17 protein-coding genes and 2 tRNA genes are annotated in these 16,221 nt (G+C 48.1%); 10 read left to right on the top strand and 9 right to left on the bottom strand.

Annotation, left to right across the window (positions count from 1 at the left end):
* Nucleotides 1–248: 248 nt before the first annotated feature.
* Nucleotides 249–1,280, bottom strand: coding sequence for an amino acid ABC transporter substrate-binding protein (locus HBA93_RS03800; protein ID WP_121992950.1), 1,032 nt, complete (start codon nucleotides 1,278–1,280; stop codon nucleotides 249–251).
* A 287-nt stretch (nucleotides 1,281–1,567) separates the two neighbouring features.
* The gene (locus tag HBA93_RS03795) at nucleotides 1,568–2,425 is read right to left on the bottom strand and encodes a phosphatase PAP2 family protein (protein ID WP_221722381.1); all 858 of its coding nucleotides are present in this window, start codon (nucleotides 2,423–2,425) and stop codon (nucleotides 1,568–1,570) included.
* 288 nt (nucleotides 2,426–2,713) lie between these two features.
* Between HBA93_RS03795 and HBA93_RS03790 the strand changes: the two genes are divergently transcribed.
* From HBA93_RS03790 to HBA93_RS03755, 8 genes are all read left to right on the top strand, one after another.
* Nucleotides 2,714–3,892 (top strand): cystathionine beta-lyase, encoded by a 1,179-nt coding sequence (locus HBA93_RS03790; RefSeq protein WP_221722380.1) that lies wholly within the window; start codon nucleotides 2,714–2,716, stop codon nucleotides 3,890–3,892.
* A gap of 160 nt (nucleotides 3,893–4,052) precedes the next feature.
* Nucleotides 4,053–4,129: transfer RNA gene (locus tag HBA93_RS03785), tRNA-Pro, on the top strand.
* A 92-nt stretch (nucleotides 4,130–4,221) separates the two neighbouring features.
* The gene (locus HBA93_RS03780; protein ID WP_163026116.1) at nucleotides 4,222–4,533 is read left to right on the top strand and encodes an ETC complex I subunit; all 312 of its coding nucleotides are present in this window, start codon (nucleotides 4,222–4,224) and stop codon (nucleotides 4,531–4,533) included.
* Nucleotides 4,534–4,557: 24 nt separating this feature from the next.
* Nucleotides 4,558–4,634: transfer RNA gene (locus HBA93_RS03775), tRNA-Arg, on the top strand.
* 260 nt (nucleotides 4,635–4,894) lie between these two features.
* A complete protein-coding gene (locus tag HBA93_RS03770) occupies nucleotides 4,895–5,149 on the top strand; it encodes a hypothetical protein (protein WP_151159697.1) in 255 nt (84 codons plus the stop codon).
* Between the two features lie 279 nt (nucleotides 5,150–5,428).
* The gene (locus HBA93_RS03765; RefSeq protein WP_022710448.1) at nucleotides 5,429–5,605 is read left to right on the top strand and encodes an EsV-1-7 cysteine-rich motif-containing protein; all 177 of its coding nucleotides are present in this window, start codon (nucleotides 5,429–5,431) and stop codon (nucleotides 5,603–5,605) included.
* A gap of 307 nt (nucleotides 5,606–5,912) precedes the next feature.
* Nucleotides 5,913–6,122 (top strand): cold-shock protein, encoded by a 210-nt coding sequence (locus tag HBA93_RS03760; RefSeq protein WP_028233511.1) that lies wholly within the window; start codon nucleotides 5,913–5,915, stop codon nucleotides 6,120–6,122.
* A gap of 119 nt (nucleotides 6,123–6,241) precedes the next feature.
* Nucleotides 6,242–6,469: a hypothetical protein gene (locus HBA93_RS03755; protein ID WP_116089427.1), complete on the top strand. Its 228-nt coding sequence runs from the start codon at nucleotides 6,242–6,244 to the stop codon at nucleotides 6,467–6,469.
* Here HBA93_RS03755 and HBA93_RS03750 read toward each other — a convergent pair.
* The 3 genes from HBA93_RS03750 to HBA93_RS03740 all read right to left on the bottom strand — a co-directional run bounded on the left by HBA93_RS03750 (nucleotide 6,456) and on the right by HBA93_RS03740 (nucleotide 7,855).
* Nucleotides 6,456–6,749, bottom strand: a complete 294-nt coding sequence (locus HBA93_RS03750; protein ID WP_116089428.1) for a hypothetical protein — start codon at nucleotides 6,747–6,749, stop codon at nucleotides 6,456–6,458. The two genes, HBA93_RS03755 and HBA93_RS03750, sit on opposite strands and share 14 nt — an antisense overlap.
* Nucleotides 6,750–6,845: 96 nt before the next feature.
* On the bottom strand, nucleotides 6,846–7,106 hold the full coding sequence (locus HBA93_RS03745; RefSeq protein WP_221722379.1) for a hypothetical protein: 261 nt from the start codon (nucleotides 7,104–7,106) through the stop codon (nucleotides 6,846–6,848).
* A complete protein-coding gene (locus tag HBA93_RS03740) occupies nucleotides 7,103–7,855 on the bottom strand; it encodes a glycoside hydrolase family 108 protein (RefSeq protein ID WP_286201732.1) in 753 nt (250 codons plus the stop codon). Before HBA93_RS03740 ends, HBA93_RS03745 begins: the two co-directional genes overlap by 4 nt.
* A gap of 94 nt (nucleotides 7,856–7,949) precedes the next feature.
* Here HBA93_RS03740 and HBA93_RS03735 point away from each other — a divergent pair, with 94 nt between their 5' ends.
* Both HBA93_RS03735 and HBA93_RS03730 read left to right on the top strand, forming a co-directional pair.
* Complete coding sequence (locus tag HBA93_RS03735) at nucleotides 7,950–8,252, top strand: DUF982 domain-containing protein (protein WP_075657625.1); 303 nt, start codon at nucleotides 7,950–7,952, stop codon at nucleotides 8,250–8,252.
* A 394-nt stretch (nucleotides 8,253–8,646) separates the two neighbouring features.
* Nucleotides 8,647–9,711 carry an acyltransferase family protein gene (locus HBA93_RS03730; RefSeq protein WP_221722378.1) on the top strand — a complete coding sequence of 355 codons (1,065 nt, stop codon included), beginning with the start codon at nucleotides 8,647–8,649 and terminating at the stop codon, nucleotides 9,709–9,711.
* A gap of 141 nt (nucleotides 9,712–9,852) precedes the next feature.
* On the opposite strand, the gene HBA93_RS03725 is transcribed toward HBA93_RS03730, so the two are convergent.
* From HBA93_RS03725 to HBA93_RS24110, 4 genes are all read right to left on the bottom strand, one after another.
* On the bottom strand, nucleotides 9,853–11,607 hold the full coding sequence (locus tag HBA93_RS03725; protein ID WP_221722377.1) for a hyaluronate lyase N-terminal domain-containing protein: 1,755 nt from the start codon (nucleotides 11,605–11,607) through the stop codon (nucleotides 9,853–9,855).
* A gap of 69 nt (nucleotides 11,608–11,676) precedes the next feature.
* Complete coding sequence (locus HBA93_RS03720; protein ID WP_221722376.1) at nucleotides 11,677–12,069, bottom strand: hyaluronate lyase N-terminal domain-containing protein; 393 nt, start codon at nucleotides 12,067–12,069, stop codon at nucleotides 11,677–11,679.
* Nucleotides 12,070–12,184: 115 nt separating this feature from the next.
* The gene (locus HBA93_RS03715) at nucleotides 12,185–12,907 is read right to left on the bottom strand and encodes a hypothetical protein (RefSeq protein WP_221722375.1); all 723 of its coding nucleotides are present in this window, start codon (nucleotides 12,905–12,907) and stop codon (nucleotides 12,185–12,187) included.
* A gap of 281 nt (nucleotides 12,908–13,188) precedes the next feature.
* Nucleotides 13,189–16,215 (bottom strand): hypothetical protein, encoded by a 3,027-nt coding sequence (locus HBA93_RS24110; RefSeq protein WP_286201730.1) that lies wholly within the window; start codon nucleotides 16,213–16,215, stop codon nucleotides 13,189–13,191.
* Nucleotides 16,216–16,221 lie beyond the last annotated feature (6 nt).

The following is a 16,221-nucleotide window of genomic DNA, read 5'->3' as shown; positions in this document are numbered from 1 at the left end:
GCCATATCGGCAGGTACCTAAAATAACGGTACAATCTTTCAGCTATCTTTTGTTTTTATTGCACGTCGAAAAGCGTTTCATGCTCAAGCTATTTGCTTTTACACGTATCTTGCCCGAAAACCGGCTTCCGATTTTCGGAATACGCTTCAGACGGCACAAAATTACAATGTTTCAATTATTTCAGGTACAGAAAGCTATCCTGCATCACATGATGTGATGCAGGTGCTTATTCCAATTATACGCCGATATTAGCGGATTGGTATACCATATTGCAGACCACCTTTGGTCCACAGCGCATTAATACCGCGGGCAATTTTCAGCGGGCTTGATGTGCCGATATTGCGTTCAAAAATCTCGCCGTAATTGCCGACATTTTTAACAATCTTCACAACCCAGTCATTATCAAGGCCCAGATCGACACCGATCTTGGTTTCAGCTTCTGTTCCGAGAAGTCGTTTGATTTCAGGTGAATCAGACTTCATCATCTCTTCAACATTAGCCTGAGTAATGCCGGCTTCTTCCGCATTCAGAAGCGCGTTGTGAACCCAGCGCGCAACATCTGCCCATTGTGCATCGCCCTGACGGACAACAATACCGAACGGCTCTTTGGATATGATTTCCGGAAGAACGACGTGATCGTCAGGGTTGGAAAGCGCCAGACGCACACCGTAAAGGCTGGACTGATCCGTTGTGTAAGCATCGCAACGGCCGCTGTCATAAGCAGCATTGGCTTCTTCGATTTTCTCAAAGACGACCGGATTATATTCCATCTTATTGGCCTTGAAATAATCGGCCATGTTCATTTCAGTTGTCGTACCGGCCTGAACGCAAATAGATGCGCCTGACAGCTGCAATGCTGATTTAATATCCGGAAGTTTCTTACTGTTGACCATAAAGCCCTGGCCATCATAGTAATTCACGCCGGCAAATTCCAAACCGAGAGACGTATCACGGCTGATTGTCCAGGTTGTGTTGCGGATAAGAATGTCGATCTCACCGGATTGCAGCGCAGTAAAGCGCTCCTTAGCATTCAGCGGTGTAAATTTAGCCTTGGTTTTGTCCCCGAAAATAGCCGACGCCACAGCACGGCAGTAGTCAACATCGAAACCAGACCATTCCCCCTTATCATTCGGGGCGGCAAAACCCGGCAAACCCGTATTGGTGCCGCATTGTACAAAGCCTTTTTTCTTCACATCATCCAATGTGCCGGCAATTGCTGCAGAGGTTGTAACGGTCAAAGCAGCCACACCGGCCAATTTGAGTAAAGTTGACTTTTTCATATGATGCTCACCCTCATTATCGTTAAACTTATTATCAGCATTCAAAAATCAATTTCGGCATTCTGTCATATCCGGCAAAACCTGAACCGGATCTGCTTTTCGTTTTGACAGCCTGATATCCGGCTTTAACCGGTTTAGTTCAGCCTGTGATCCGCAAGGCGGAAACGGGATGCGTCTAAAACTGTGTCTATCGAAAGCTATTATTTTCGACAGGTCAAGGGTCCAAACACGGAAAATTGTTCAGCCCGCTCCCCGAACACAGCTTGCTCTGCCTCAAAAACCTTACCTTAAGCGCCCTGCAACTTGATTCTTCTGCTGATTATATTTTTCAACTCAGGAAATAACTGCCCTTCCCCAAGACGGAACAGCAGACCGGATTGCGCCAGAAACCGCGCCAGAATCAAGGTGGTAGCCGTGCCGATAGCAAAGCCGGTCACAACATCACTCGGATAATGCGCCTGAACGAAAACACGGCTTGAGGCAATCAGCGCCAGACCTGCATAAGCAAAGAAACGGTAACGCGGAAACCACAGCGCCAGCAGTGTGGCCAATACAGCTGCCGTACAGGCATGACCGGACGGAAAACTGACATAAGCATGGCTGAAATCAAACGGCTTGAAACCAAAAGGCCCTGCACTATCAATAAGAAACGGGCGCGGCCTGCCTACAAAATACTTGAGAATATTCACGATCAGTCCGGCACTCAGAATCGCAGAAATACCGAACAGGCTCTGACCGGCAATTGTGCCCAGACGATTATAGTTTTGCAGAATTTCAGGAATTTTAAGGCGATAGCCCTCCTGCCCGCGCAATCTGTGCCGCATCAACAGACAAACTGCAATAATGACGGTGAATAATGCAACATAGGGGGCGGCCAGTACGAGATTCGTCAAAGACTTCAAAAGCTTTACAGGCGACCAATGTACTGAAACAGCAAGTCGGGACAAATCCCCGTCAAAAGGTAAAAGCAGGCCAGCTCCCGCAATCATAACCAGCAGAAACAGTGTCACCTGATAAGACCACAGACCGGCCGCATTCTGATAAATGCCCTCATGTTCAGCCTGATGCTTAAATTGGTTCTTTCGCCGTTCCAGCCCTGCCTGAAACGAAGTTTTCAATTCTGAAAATTCATATAGTAAACTCATAAAACTCTCACACCGTAACTGCTGCAATCAATAAAATTGTTCATCTCTTACTGTGCTGTAAATTCGTTTTATCGCTTCTCTCAAATAAAGCATAAGGTTTCAGGACAAAGCACAAAGATTATGCTCTAGTCACAACTGCCATTTTCCGGCTTAGTGCTGAAAATGAAAAACGGCACTGCTAACACACTGAAAACACGAATATTTTCAGAAAAAGCGATTCCGTCACGGCACAAATAACGAAGACTCACACGAGATAATACAGACTAACAGGCAGCAGGAGGCGTTTTTATGGTCAAATCAGAAAAGGGTACGGGGGATTTAGGTATCAACACAATGCTTACCCATTGCGGTAATGATCCCTATGCATATCACGGCTTTGTCAATCCGCCGGTTGTGCGCGCTTCAACTGTCCTGTTTCCGGATGCCGCGACCATGGCAACGGAAAACCAGAAATATACCTATGGCACACATGGCACCCCTACAACGGACGCCTTATGCTGTGCGATTGACGAACTGGAGGGTTCGGCAGGCACTTTGCTCGTTCCGTCCGGTCTGGCTGCAGTTACCGTTCCTCTGCTGGCTTTTCTGAAAGCCGGAGATCACGTTCTGTTCGTTGATACGATTTATAATCCGACGCGCCGTTTCGCAAATACATTGCTGAAGCAATATGGTGTTGAGATCGAATATTATCCGCCGCATATCGGTGCGGATATTGCCGGACTGATCCGCCCGAATACACGCGTCATTTTCACAGAATCACCCGGCTCCAATACATTTGAAATTCAGGATATTCCGGCAATCGTCGAAGCAGCACATCAGCACGATATCGTCGTGATGATGGATAATACATGGGCTACACCTCTTTATTTCAAAGCGCTTGATTTTGGTGTCGACATTACAATCCATGCCGGAACAAAATATCCTTCGGGACATTCCGACATTCTGTTCGGCATGATTTCAGCGAATGAAAAATGCTGGAAACAGCTGGAAAACGCTTACACAGCCCTTGGCATGTGCGTAAATTCCGATGACGCCTATCAAATTCTGCGTGGTCTGCGCAGCATGGGGCTCCGTCTCAACCATCACCAGCAAAGCGCCCTGACCATTGCCCGCTGGCTGGAACAGCAGCCTCAGATTGCCCGTGTGCTGCATCCTGCGCTGGAAAGCCACCCGGATCACGCATTGTGGAAACGTGATTTCAAAGGTGCCAGCGGTGTTTTCTCTGTGGTTCTCGCTTCAGGCGGCAAACAAGAAGCCCACAAATTGCTCGATGCGCTGAAATTATTCGGCCTCGGCTATTCATGGGGCGGCTATGAAAGTCTGGCTGTGCATGTTCAGCTCGGAGACCGGACAGTTGCTGCAAAAAGCTATGAAGGACCGGTGATCCGTCTGCAAATCGGGCTTGAAGATACACAGGATCTGATTGCCGATCTGCAACAGGGACTTCAGGCGACGTTTACAGCCTGATAATCCGTAAAATACGGAAGCTTCTAAAAGCGGAGACAAAACAGTGCTTTTGTCTCCGCTTTTATAGTGTGACATTCATGCATTTTTGGTTGGAACTGCCGTTTTGCCTCTTGCACTCCTGTCCTGAAAATTCTAGACACATCTTATCCTTTGAGGATAGCGGAGCGTAGCGCAGCCTGGTAGCGCACCTGATTTGGGATCAGGGGGTCGGAGGTTCGAATCCTCTCGCTCCGACCATGACAAATATTGAATATTATAGTGAAATTTGTCTCTCGTTTAACAGACCAGCAAATATAAGATTTGACGGTCGCTTTTGTGCCCTGAGGTATATGAATATGGTTGCCCGTATTTATCGTCCAGCCAAGACTGCCATGCAATCCGGTAAAGCCAAGACCGAAGCCTGGTTTCTTGAATATGAGCCTGAAGTAGCCCGTAAAATTGAACCGCTGATGGGTTATACTTCTTCCCGTGATATGAAAAGCCAGATCCGCATGAGCTTCGAGAGCCTCGAAGAAGCCATCGCTTATGCGCAGAAATACGGCATTGCCTACCGGATTGAAGAGCCAAAAGAAGCCAAACGCCGCAAAGTGTCTTACACGGATAATTTCCGTTTTGACCGTCAGCAGCCTTGGACACACTAATTACATACCGCTTTCAGAATATGCGGTCCCGTAGCTCAGCTGGATAGAGCACCGGCCTTCTAAGCCGACGGTCACTGGTTCGAATCCAGTCGGGATCGCCATATAAATCAATACCTTATTGATATTGCGACAAAGGCTGGTTTACAGCTTTTTTCTACCGGTTTACATTTTTATTCATTTTCTGTTCTCACGGTCACCACCCCACATTAACAATTCACAGCAATTCACAGCTCTGTCAGGCCATGAATAATCCCTGTTGACTCTTTCGCGTTTTGAGAACATTTGTAGAACAAATTAGAGATTATTAAAACTTATACCCTGCTTTTGCGCACTCGTTTGCGCCACGGAGGAGTGCGCCTAAATGGGCAACTGGAAAACCAATTACAGGGTCAGTGATTTATCTGACACTCAAAAGCTGGAAATGATCTGTAAAAAATGCAGCAGGCTTGTTTACATTAACAAGGCCACAATCTGCACAGCCAAAGGACGCGAACAATTATATCTGGATGAGATAGAGAAACGCGCCCGATGCAAGGCACGAGGCTGCAAAGGTCAGATGCGTATGGCCATGGTTCGGCAGGATGAAATGTCCGGCTTTACCGGAGGGCTGGCATGATGCCAACTTTACGCAGCTTAAGTCATCTTGACCTGCTGCGCCTGACCTGTGGAGGGTGTGGACGGGTCAGAGATATACCGTCGCGATTCATGGCTATGATGTGCGGGGAAGAGACCGAAATACTCACTATGCCACGTCGAATAAGGTGCCATGTCTGCGGTTATCGCGGCATCAGTAGCGTGGATATACTTGCTGGTCAGGTCGATCTGCAAGGATCGTATTTTATTTATCAGGAGGATGACGGTATGAGGAGGCTATTTTGAATGAGGACTCGGCACAATGAGTGATAATACCCCGCCATGGGAAAACAAACCGGCCAAACAGGAGGCACTCTATATCCACTGGTGCATGCATGAAGGCTGCAAAAAGTGGGGGAGCTTTGGCTTTAACGGTCGCTATGGAGTTGAATGGTTCTGCTTTGAACACAAAGAGGACGGCAATAAAACAGTTAAGTGACATACATATACTAAAGCTCTATAGACTGCTGTTACAATTCTCCAACATGAGGGATTGACCAACTCATATTGGGTCGTACTGCTTAATTTCAACTACAACTTAAAATTGATATAAATAAAATTAAAAACTAATGATTGACAAAAAATATTAATAGTCCATATTGGTGTTATCGATATTTTACTTGTTTAGCTTTGCTTTTTGCGCAGCATCTGCGCCCTTAACGAACCTTTCATCTCAAAAATCGCCATCATACTCGTAACGCTATCCTGCGTTATGAGCACCTTATGTTGCTATGAAAGGGTTCATTATGACCACCGGCACAGTTAAATGGTTTAATTCCACTAAAGGATTCGGCTTCATTCAGCCTGACAACGGCAATGCAGACGTATTTGTTCACATTTCAGCCGTTGAACGCGCTGGAATGCGTGAAATCGTTGAAGGCCAGAAGCTCGGTTACGACCTTGAGCGTGATAATAAGTCGGGCAAAATGTCAGCTTGCAATCTGCAAGCAGCATAACTTGGTGTAACTCACTCCTTTGACCACGGATGTACTGGCACTGGAGAGAATACACATAATGAGAGGTCAGGCATTTTTGTCTGGCCTTTTTTATTTCTCACATCAAGATTGGCTACCAGATGAAATCAATGCATAGCTTATTACGTCAAAATGCAGAAATTGCCTTTGAGAAAACGCAGCTTCAAAGCAGTGTTCATGCACGTATCTCCGATGAAATCGAAGAAAATGTGAAACTTCGTGATGAGAAGACCGCGCGATTAAAAGCACAAAGACTTGCTCAAGCAGCGATCACACCGCCTTCAAAAACAAAGAAATCAAAACCAAAGAGCAACATTAAGCCACATTAAAACCACCCTTTATCATGAAGCTGACAACCCCAAGGATCAGAGCGCTTATTATAAGCCAAACGACCTTAGCCAGAGTATCACTTACACCGGATATTTTCTTCTCAAGATCGTTGAACCGGTTGTCCATGTGCTTCCACTGCTCATCTTTGCGTGCATCTGCGATTTCAGACTGAACCTGAAACTTCTCCAGAACCACAAGGCGCGGGAGAATACCGGTCAGCTGCTGCTCAAGATTTACAACGCGGGAACGAAGATCGAAATCATTCTCTGTTGGCGACATCACCAGCACCCCGCCTTTTTCCCGTATGCATTATGACCAGCAACGCCCTTGCCTGCGCTCTGGTCATTGCCAGCCAGATAGACCGCCGTTTCCGGTTTAAGGCTGATTTTCTGCCAGCCTGCGCAATTGTTCGCACTGGTCGCGCACCCCGCCAAGCTCAACACACAGAGCAACGCTGTCCATATTGTTGATTGTCTCATTAATCCCTGCCCTGTTCTGGATTGCCTGCGTCACGGCCTGAGCGGCTTTCAATGCTGCATCCTGCTTGCCGTCATATTTCCCAAGCGCATAAAAAAAGAGGCCTGAAACTGCCCCTCCGATAACCGCACCAGTGATGTGTTGAAAGTTGATCTTCATGCCGCCTGATCCTGCAAGCGCTTGATGAGGAAATATGCACCGGTGGCAAATGCCCCGACCATGATGATAGCAAGCGCCCACTGGATCGGACCCGAGCCGGAAGCCATACCGCCAAGACCGGATAAAAGACCACCAATTGATGCCCATGCCTCTGGCTTTTTAAATGTTTCCATGAGAGATTGATCTTTGGGGTTGGCCTTAGCCGAGGAAGTATTCACATCGGTATTTACTTGGAATCCCCGTATGAGCTGACGTGATTGCGCCTCCACACTGATCACCCGCTTTTGCCAACCCCGCCCGAATGTCGGCCATGTTTTCAGGGTTTTCATGAACCGGAGGCGTTCAGCAGCATATGCCGCAATAAGATCGCCTTTATAAGACTTCACGGACGCGACAGTCTGACCGCCAACAATGCCGTCCGCAGTCACACCAACCACACGCTGCAGTGATTTAACCGCCTGAGCGGGTCCGCTATTCACCCCATAATCAAAAGCCATGAAGTCAATGCCAACCGGAAGCAGATCGCCGCCGGATTGCACCCAATATGAGCGCCGATAAATCTTTGCAGCTTCTTCCTTGGTGAGCGCTTTGACCTGTGCCGGTGTAACGCTGGCAACACCACGGTGTGCGGCTAATGTCCTATGTGTAATGCCGTATTTCGTAGCACCTCCCGGGTCTTTCGGATTATTCACATAGCCGCCCTCATGACCAAACATCAGGTCAAGCGCGGTCGTTAAGGTCTCACGCATAGCGTTCCTTTCTAAAAATACCCTTGAGATGAAAAATCCACTCACTAAATCGAGCGCGTCACACCAACACATCGTTCGTATTAAGGAGGTTTTTGTGAGCGACCGTTTGTTTGACAAACCCGTTTACGTTAAAAATGGACGTTATTTAACGTTAGAGATTGCCAGTGTTCACGATGCACTTATGTTCCTACATGAATGGCCAGAGAATGATCGCGATTTGATATATGACACCGCTTGGAAGGCATGCTGCGACGCACATGATGGTATAAAGCCAGTGATTGCGGCGCAAAATGCGATTAAAGGTTTTGCCCGCAAGCGTGGTATTCTTGATACTCCTACCGCCCCCATACCTTGGGCAATTGAAAAATCATCAAATAGTGGGCAGTTGTCTGCTTAACTAAATTTTGTGAGTAAGTCTGAGGCGTATCGTGCTCGGGCTTACTCACTGCAATAAATACCTCTTCAAAGGCTGATAAAATTATTAATGAAAGAGCAATAGTCAGACAGTTAAGGCTTGCTGCCACATTGCATCGATCTGCTCCTGAGTAAGAGACAGATGAGTGGCCACTTGATTGAGAAGCGGATGCAAACGCCGGTATTCAGAAGCGTCCTGCCATTCGATTACAGCCTCATCGCCCATTGCGAGAATGGCGACATCAGGGTCGGTGAAAGACCCTAATCGAATGTGCTTGCTATGCAAGTTTGGTCTATAATCACACGTGCAAAACATTATAGTCTGTGTTAATCAGTAGTATTCCGAATGAATAGTGCCGATAAAGCCGCGGGGGATTATGGCGGACAATCGCTTAATTAGTTTGCAGATAGCTCGTGGCATCGCTGCGCTTCTCGTGTTTGTAATGCATCTGTTTAATATGGCCGGTGCCGTAACTGGATCAAAGTGGGCTGCAAACGTAGCAGAGTTCACTCATCTCTTCGGACATATTGGAGTAGATGTTTTCTTCGTATTGAGTGGTGTGGTTATCTGCGTTGTAGTGTCTAGAATAGAAACCGACACAACAAATGCAAATACGGCATTTAACGCTACAGACTTCTTAGTGCGAAGGATGGTGCGAGTTTATCCGCTATTTTGGATGACGCTTGTTGCGTGTCTAATTCTCCCAGCAACACCCGGTTCTGATAATTCTGTCACCACACTGTTGAATAACCCGTCTTCTATTTTTCTGCTCTCAAAGCCAGAAGCTCACCCGGTTGCGTGGACACTGGTTTATGAAATACAGTTTTATATTGTAGCAACAATCCTTTTGTTGTTTGGACGCCACAAACGGAAAGCATTCATAGCGTGGGCGCTTTTGCAGGTGTTTTTCGTCGCCGGTGCCAAGGCTGCACTGCTACCGCAGTGGCAAATATTCGATCCCCTTTCGCTTGAGTTCTCGATGGGGATCTTGATTGGAATGTTTGTTTCTCTACGCACTCTAAAAAGGCCGATGGCATGGATTTGCGCTGCTGCCGTAGCCGCACTTTGCTCAAGCCTCTATTTTGGAGGTAATGCCATTGCCTTCGACGCAACGTTGCGAGTTATTTTCTGGGGCATACCATCTGCCATTTTTATAGCGGCAATGATTTCTTATGAAGCCACTCACACACTTAAGAAAACAGCATTTTCGAGAATGGGTGACATTTCATATTCAATATATATGTGGCACCCAATTGCCCTTTTGCTCTCTCTAATGATCTTGGGAAGCTGGAATACAGGTGGCAACACGTTTGTAACCATCGTTTACATAGTGTTGAGTGTATTTTTGACATTCTCAATTAGCAAAGTAAGCTATGAATATGTAGAAAAGCCTTTAAGTCGGCTCTTCTACATACGTCCCCGTCAAATCAAAAGTGCTTAGGATTAAGATTGATTTGAAGTGGACGATCATTTTGATGAGATGCAAGCCACTGTCGAAAGACCTCATCACTGAGGTGCCTCTGCCATTGCGCTTCTGAAATCTGATCAGAACGATATGCCGCTAATATGAGGTCATACCTACTCATGCCGATAAATTCATCATTCGCCAAGAGTAACCTGAACCTGTGCTTGTCCAGATGTATGGGTACCCGTTGGCAGAATTTATAATTATCTGTCCGGGCCATCCCGTCGCAGGCAGCGTCTTTGACGTCGTAATAAGACTTTCCGATTGGTTGCCTATGAAGTCGGGCTTTTCAAGTGAAGACATGTATAGATTGCCAGCTTCGTAAAGATGGTCGGGGTCCATAGCCGCGGCGGCCGGATCAAAATAGATAACCTTGTTAGCTGCGTTAGGGACGTAATCATTGTAGTATTTGAAAGCGCAACCAATAACATTCAGCTTACTAATTCCAGCAGATGCGTCGGCAAACGAACCATAGATATTGTACGGCGCTGGGGCATCAGGCAGGGAGCCTGTCTGTGTAACACGAGAAAAAGAAGTCGATATAATATTGTGGACTACAGGATTGATAAGAGGCCCACCAGCAAATCCGTCGCTGTTCAACCAGATGTCAGCCAATCCTGTGTTATGCTCAACATAACAACCAGACATATTTAGACCTACACCACCTTGGAAGCCTGCGTTCTGGACACGCACTCCCCACGCACTAACGTCTCCGGGAGCAAAACCTCCGGGAATTCCGTTGTATTGGATATGGCTATCGATTATTCCGACTTGAGTACCTCCAATTGCATATAAACCGTATTGAGAGTTTAAACTAATTTCGCAGTCTCTGAATGTATTTCCGTTAGGATGGCTGCTATTTGGGTCACTTCCAGACGAGTCAAGAAATACTCCACGCTTATTCCATCGAAAATTACAGGCATTGAACTTAGAAAACTCCAAATCTTTCGCATTCAGACCAATATCGAAGCCATCGACCGTTACACGATCAAATCGTAAGTATGCTTGATGGATAGCCTCGACGCCGTAAACACCTGACGATGTATATCCGGGGCCAATCATGGTTATATCAGAAACATTGACAAGGCTGTGATGCCCCTCCCCCTGTACGCTTGCCCCCTCTAATCTCAAACAAGCACCGGAACCACTATAACGAATAATCGTATTCCCTGCGCTTTCTCCGCGAATAGCGGGTCGTTTTCGCTCGGTCATAGATATGCTGGAGGACATATCCACAATAAGGGGCGATGATATTGAGTAATAACCAGCAGGAACATCACCAGGGATGATAAGAGTTTTGCTCTCTGCTACAGCAGCAGCAACGGCATCAGCAAGCTTATTATCCGATGCGGTACCATCACCAAGAGCGCCATAGTCTTGTGGCGTGAAAACTTCTGCAATTTTCTGAACATATGGGCGGGCAACGGCTCCCGTTCCGGGGCGCAGAAAGCCCATAAAGGACCACCAAGCTCCGTCAGCGGTTTGAAGCTTCTTACCAGTTGGCTCGGCGTGGACGCGCTCATACTTCCCGCCACGCCTATCTGAACCAACGTCATTGACGGTCTCAATAATGGCGACTGAATTCGGTACTATCGCCGCCTGAGCATCTGCTAAATTATCAAAAATTTGATTGAAGCTTTCCGGAATATTACTGAGTTGTCCAATTGGAATGTTGCCAGTTTCATCAAGCGTAGCAACGCCTCCTGCGGCTCCCTTTTCGCGCGCCATCAGTGTAGCATGCCCGCCTTCGGTCGTGCCGTCATGCACACGGAGGTTATTATTCGTTGTGTCGTGTGTAATTTCACTCATTGCGCCAATGAATGCCGTGTGCTGTGCATCAGTTCCTCGGCGCCAGCGTACTTCGGTGCTCATGTGAGTTCCTTTCGGGCAATAAAAAACCGCCTCATGGGCGGTGAACAATGATCAGTTGAATTGACGAAATTAGACGTCTGTCAGCGTTCCGTAATCGATGGTCGTTTCCAGCTGCATAACCTTGGTGGGATCAAGCAACTCAAGGCGTTCAGACTCCGCAGTCGTAAACGCCTGATAACCGTTTGCAAATATGAAGGTCAGAGTTCCCGAGCCAGTAACTGGCTGGCTAGAAACTTCGAAACCTTCCGGTGCCGACAGATCAACAGACGTCACGGTCCCGTTGCCGTCACCTTCGGGTAATTCATCCAATCTGGCTAATGGAATGCCGCCCACAGTTGTGCCATCGTGCACATGCAAACGTCCGGTATCAGTGTTGTGTGTGACTTCACTCACGGCACCTGTGAATGCGGAATGATCGGGGGTTGTCCCTCTGCGTAAACGTAAAACAGTTGCTTTTGCCATTATTCCAGTTCTCCAAAATCATTGTCGAAATATTCCATTGGCGTTGAGACAGACCCAAAATCATAACTCTCCGAATCTGAAGCTATTTCTCCGGCATCGATGTCCTCTTCCCCTGTCATGAGATACCTCCGAAATCCCTGTCAAAATATGTGCTGGTGTCTGAAGTCCATCCAAAGTCATAAGCCAGCCCCGGCTGAAACCCGATAGACCCAGACACGGCAGCCTCCACAAGGTCTTGAGCTGTCTGCGCAGCTGCTTCTGACGAATTGGCCGCAGCCTCAGCACGTGCAACCATGACATCAAATTGACTAAGCTGACGGAAAATAGCGTCAATCTGCGATTGGAGCTGCCGATCTCCGGCGATACGTTCTGCGCGCTCCAACGCATCCGCAGCGATACGTTGCGCCCTCTCTAATAAATCAGCAGCAATGCGCTCTAGTCGTTCCCTGACAAGGCCATCGCCAATCAAAGAAATTCGACTGTCCCGATCTTGTATCGCCATTGTCAGGCGATCAAGCTGAAGCTCAACCGCCTTCGCATCATTCCTCTGTTTGTTCTCCAAATCAACGGATTGCTTGGCCTGCGTCATACGGGTGCGGACGACTTTTAGACCGGCAGCGGGCGCGTTGTAGAAAGACACAGTGCCGCCACTCGGCCATGAACTTCCAACGATAGAGTAATGCTGGTTGAGATATTGAGGTATCTCAAGGCCGTCGGCATCGCGCAATGTCACCACAACTTCATCAGCCTGCAAAAAGCGCCTCGGATATGGAAAATCCTTAAGCGCCCCATCTGCATCTGAAATGAACTCTAGCTGGTCTGGCACGGGTACAGTCATGGAAAGCTCCATAAAAAAAGCCCCGCATGAGCGAGGCAAAATATTCAGAATGCGAAAAGAATTTAACAATCGGACGCAAAGCGTCCGTATGATCGACAACCATCTGACATATGCGGTTTACCCTTGGGTGCCATAACGACAATCAGAAGACATACAATAAAGATAGCGCCTGATTTTATGGCGAAGTCATATTCCTTTTTGCGGACGGCTGAAATGGTCATCAACCCTGCAAAGATCATAGGAAAAAATGCGAGGACGGCGAGAAGGGTTAGCAAAAACAATCACTTTTTCCTTGTCTCTGGCAGATTCATCGCATCACCTGCTTCATTCTCGACTTTATTCAGAAGACCCCGAACATAGAACAGGTTCTGAAACGGCAATAGCCCTCTGATTTTATGCAGATCGGCTTTTGATGTGTCGCCAGCAAAGATGGAGCCCGACACTTGGAATATATCAGAGACTGCATCCGGTGTCGGACCGAGGAATGCGCCAACCACATTACGTGACTGATAGCGGCTCATTTGTTCGCCGGTGATACCAGATAGCCCAACACGGCCACGGCTAGCCTTCTCAGCAATATTATTTATATCCATCATCCAGCCGCTCAGACCAGACCAGTCAAATGCGTTGGTTGCCCAAACCATCGCATCGTCTGAAAGCTCTCGTTCTGCTGTCAGCTGCTTGGCCATATAGGTCATCGCGCCGAGTGAGAGGGCAGTAACAATGCCGGCCAATGTATCCGCATCACGTTGCTGGATTGCTGAGAGGGTAATTTTCTGCATGGCAGACACGTTGAAGCTTTTAAACTGGCCAATTGTCTTACCTAGTTCTGTACTCATCCAGAGCGGTTTATCTTGCCCGGGCGTTACAATGATCCGATCAACATCTCGCACTACGGCCGTTCGAAAGGCTTCTCGCGCCAGACGATCATCCCAATCTCCCGCTTTTGCCAGCAGCACGCCGTCGTGTGTTTCGCCGTACTTCTTGAATTGTTTATGAATTCGCTCAGCAAGATCGGCATTGATGCCAGCAGCGCCAAGTTTCCTGATCTGCTTTGCTGTGGCTGCACCTTTGGCAATAGCTTCGGTTGCATGAAGCATATTGGTCATAACGATCATACCACTGAACTGTTTCATCACGGCGTTCCATGGAGCCATGAGCGATACAACGCCGAAGCGAGTACCGGCAGATTTAACGGCGCGTTCAAACTTGCTGCCACGCCCGAAGTCGTCGCCAATTTCGGCCAACGACATTGCACGGCTATCAAGGATCATATCGAGAGCAGTACCAGCTGCCTTGACCTCTTTGCCTGCCAGACGAACAGCTTTAATATTCGATACAAGAGGCAAGAAACCATCACGGAAAGTCGAGGTCAGGCCATGCTTAAAAACAATGCCAGCCATATCGGGGAAAGCTGAGAGGGTCATGCCTCCCAGCAAGCGCAAGTAATTAAGGTTACGTGCCACACGACCGGCGCGAAGCACAATACCATCTGGATTTGATGGTAAGGCATACTGGCCACGGATACGGTCGCGCATGCCTTCAATATCACGCACTGCACTCTTGCGGGCTTTTTCGAGACGCGCGCGTTCTTTAGCCTTCACCTCGGGAGTAGCTGCCTTTCCCTCTTTATCAAGCATACCATCCACGGCAGCAATCTTACGATTGGCTTCATCGTTGATCTTGCGGATTTGCTCTGCCATGTCCGGTGAACCGAACTTATTGGTCAGTTCAATATCCGCAGACATAGTGCGCACCTGAGCGTGGAGCACCTCTTCAATATCGGTATTGAGGAACTCCTGTATCTTCGTGCTTTCAATGCGCAGAAGACGCTCTTTCAATGGGCCACGTGGCCCCGAGACAATGCTGTCATATGGGATGCGACCATCAGCGTTACCCAGAATTGTATCTATGGTCTGGTCAACGATATCTGTGATCTCATCATCCGACAGGCGTGAGAATTCATCCGCCTTCTTGGCAGCTGCATCAGCCTTTACATTAGCTTGCCTCGCGACGTTTTCAGCGTCACTGATCCGCGCTGCAGCATCTCGTTTCGACACAAAATAATCATTCAGGATACGCGCAAAATCAGTTCTGTACGCAGCAATTTTATCTTTGTTATACATACGAAACAGGTGCGATACATCGCCTGCAGCGGCAATATCTTCGGGCAGCAAGCGGGCTTCAATGGCGGCTCGCTTCATTGCATCGTCAATCTGCCGGTAGATTTTTGCCGCTTCCGCAATTTCAGGAACGGCATGCGCGTCGCCGCTAAACGCCGCCCGCCCCACTTCCTCTTTAAACTGCTTGAAGGTCATCTTATCACCGCCGGTTATGCGCTGCATTTCAGAGCGTATTGGAGCAAGGCGGCGCTGCCATCCGGTCGGATCTGGCGCATTGTGAAAATATTTTGCGTATGCTGTATCGATCTGTTGCAGAGTATCCGCCAGCGGTGCCTGCCACATCTTCATTCGAGTTTCTACAGAGCCCCCGATTTCTGTCGCAACACCTTCAGCATTGGCTTTGTATTCCAGCGGGGTTTCAGCCAGCTGTCGTGCAGTCGATCTCGCCTCATCAAAATCTGAAAGCTGCGAACGGATAAGAGGGTCTTGAGAGCGAACACCCCAAAACTTCTTGATCAGTGCTTCATCTTTAATTTCAGTCGGGCCTTTGTTTACGGCCGCAGCGCCAGCTGATTGTGCGCTGCCACCGCCGAACGCCGCCATGTCAGCTTCTTCAAAAGCTTTATTCTGCTGTTCGATCTTACGACTAAGCCCAGACAGCTCAGTGGATGATAGATACCGGCCTGCCAGCGTTCCAAGCACTCCACCCAGCAGAACTGAACCACCAATATTAAAGACGCTTTCTTCGCCAGTGCGTGTCTGCTGTGTCAGCTGCAAACCAGCTTCGGACACAGTGGCGTCAATACCAGCACCAATTGCTGCCCCTGCCGCAGTTCCGGCCGCGCTCTTTGCTGCACCAAGCACGCCACCGCCAATAGGTAAAAGCGTTGGAAGGTCAAACACGCCAGCAGCTAGTGAAGCAATTGTACCGTGGATGCCAGCAGCATCCAGAGTTCTGCGATCCGAGACTTCACGTTGAATTTGGATTTTCAACGCATCCGCCGCTCTCTGATTAAACACGCCTGAGAAGCGTTCCACATATGGTGCAAAATCCGGATCATCCTTGACATAATCGATGGCATTGAAGCCTTGTTCGATTTCGTAAGGGTCTGACATGCCTCGCGAAGTGATATAAGATGTGACCATATTATCCGAACGAAAGGCTGCTGCCATTGTCTCGCCCATGGTCGG

The organism is Ochrobactrum sp. SFR4 (assembly GCF_019730395.1).
Lineage (GTDB): Bacteria > Pseudomonadota > Alphaproteobacteria > Rhizobiales > Rhizobiaceae > Pseudochrobactrum.
This window is presented reverse-complemented; position numbering and strand designations above follow the sequence as displayed.

What these genes read in the sequence shown, in the direction of transcription:
- HBA93_RS03745 (WP_221722379.1), bottom strand. Translation starts at nt 7,106, where the DNA reads ATGAAGATCAACTTTCAACACATCACTGGTGCGGTTATCGGAGGGGCA.
- HBA93_RS03720 (WP_221722376.1), bottom strand. Translation starts at nt 12,069, where the DNA reads ATGGCAAAAGCAACTGTTTTACGTTTACGCAGAGGGACAACCCCCGAT.
- HBA93_RS03760 (WP_028233511.1), top strand. Translation starts at nt 5,913, where the DNA reads ATGACCACCGGCACAGTTAAATGGTTTAATTCCACTAAAGGATTCGGC.
- HBA93_RS03730 (WP_221722378.1), top strand. Translation starts at nt 8,647, where the DNA reads ATGGCGGACAATCGCTTAATTAGTTTGCAGATAGCTCGTGGCATCGCT.
- HBA93_RS03770 (WP_151159697.1), top strand. Translation starts at nt 4,895, where the DNA reads ATGGGCAACTGGAAAACCAATTACAGGGTCAGTGATTTATCTGACACT.
- HBA93_RS03725 (WP_221722377.1), bottom strand. Translation starts at nt 11,607, where the DNA reads ATGAGCACCGAAGTACGCTGGCGCCGAGGAACTGATGCACAGCACACG.
- HBA93_RS24110 (WP_286201730.1), bottom strand. Translation starts at nt 16,215, where the DNA reads ATGGGCGAGACAATGGCAGCAGCCTTTCGTTCGGATAATATGGTCACA.
- HBA93_RS03740 (WP_286201732.1), bottom strand. Translation starts at nt 7,855, where the DNA reads ATGCGTGAGACCTTAACGACCGCGCTTGACCTGATGTTTGGTCATGAG.
- HBA93_RS03780 (WP_163026116.1), top strand. Translation starts at nt 4,222, where the DNA reads ATGAATATGGTTGCCCGTATTTATCGTCCAGCCAAGACTGCCATGCAA.
- HBA93_RS03795 (WP_221722381.1), bottom strand. Translation starts at nt 2,425, where the DNA reads ATGAGTTTACTATATGAATTTTCAGAATTGAAAACTTCGTTTCAGGCA.
- HBA93_RS03715 (WP_221722375.1), bottom strand. Translation starts at nt 12,907, where the DNA reads ATGACTGTACCCGTGCCAGACCAGCTAGAGTTCATTTCAGATGCAGAT.
- HBA93_RS03790 (WP_221722380.1), top strand. Translation starts at nt 2,714, where the DNA reads ATGGTCAAATCAGAAAAGGGTACGGGGGATTTAGGTATCAACACAATG.
- HBA93_RS03750 (WP_116089428.1), bottom strand. Translation starts at nt 6,749, where the DNA reads ATGTCGCCAACAGAGAATGATTTCGATCTTCGTTCCCGCGTTGTAAAT.
- HBA93_RS03765 (WP_022710448.1), top strand. Translation starts at nt 5,429, where the DNA reads ATGAGTGATAATACCCCGCCATGGGAAAACAAACCGGCCAAACAGGAG.
- HBA93_RS03800 (WP_121992950.1), bottom strand. Translation starts at nt 1,280, where the DNA reads ATGAAAAAGTCAACTTTACTCAAATTGGCCGGTGTGGCTGCTTTGACC.
- HBA93_RS03755 (WP_116089427.1), top strand. Translation starts at nt 6,242, where the DNA reads ATGAAATCAATGCATAGCTTATTACGTCAAAATGCAGAAATTGCCTTT.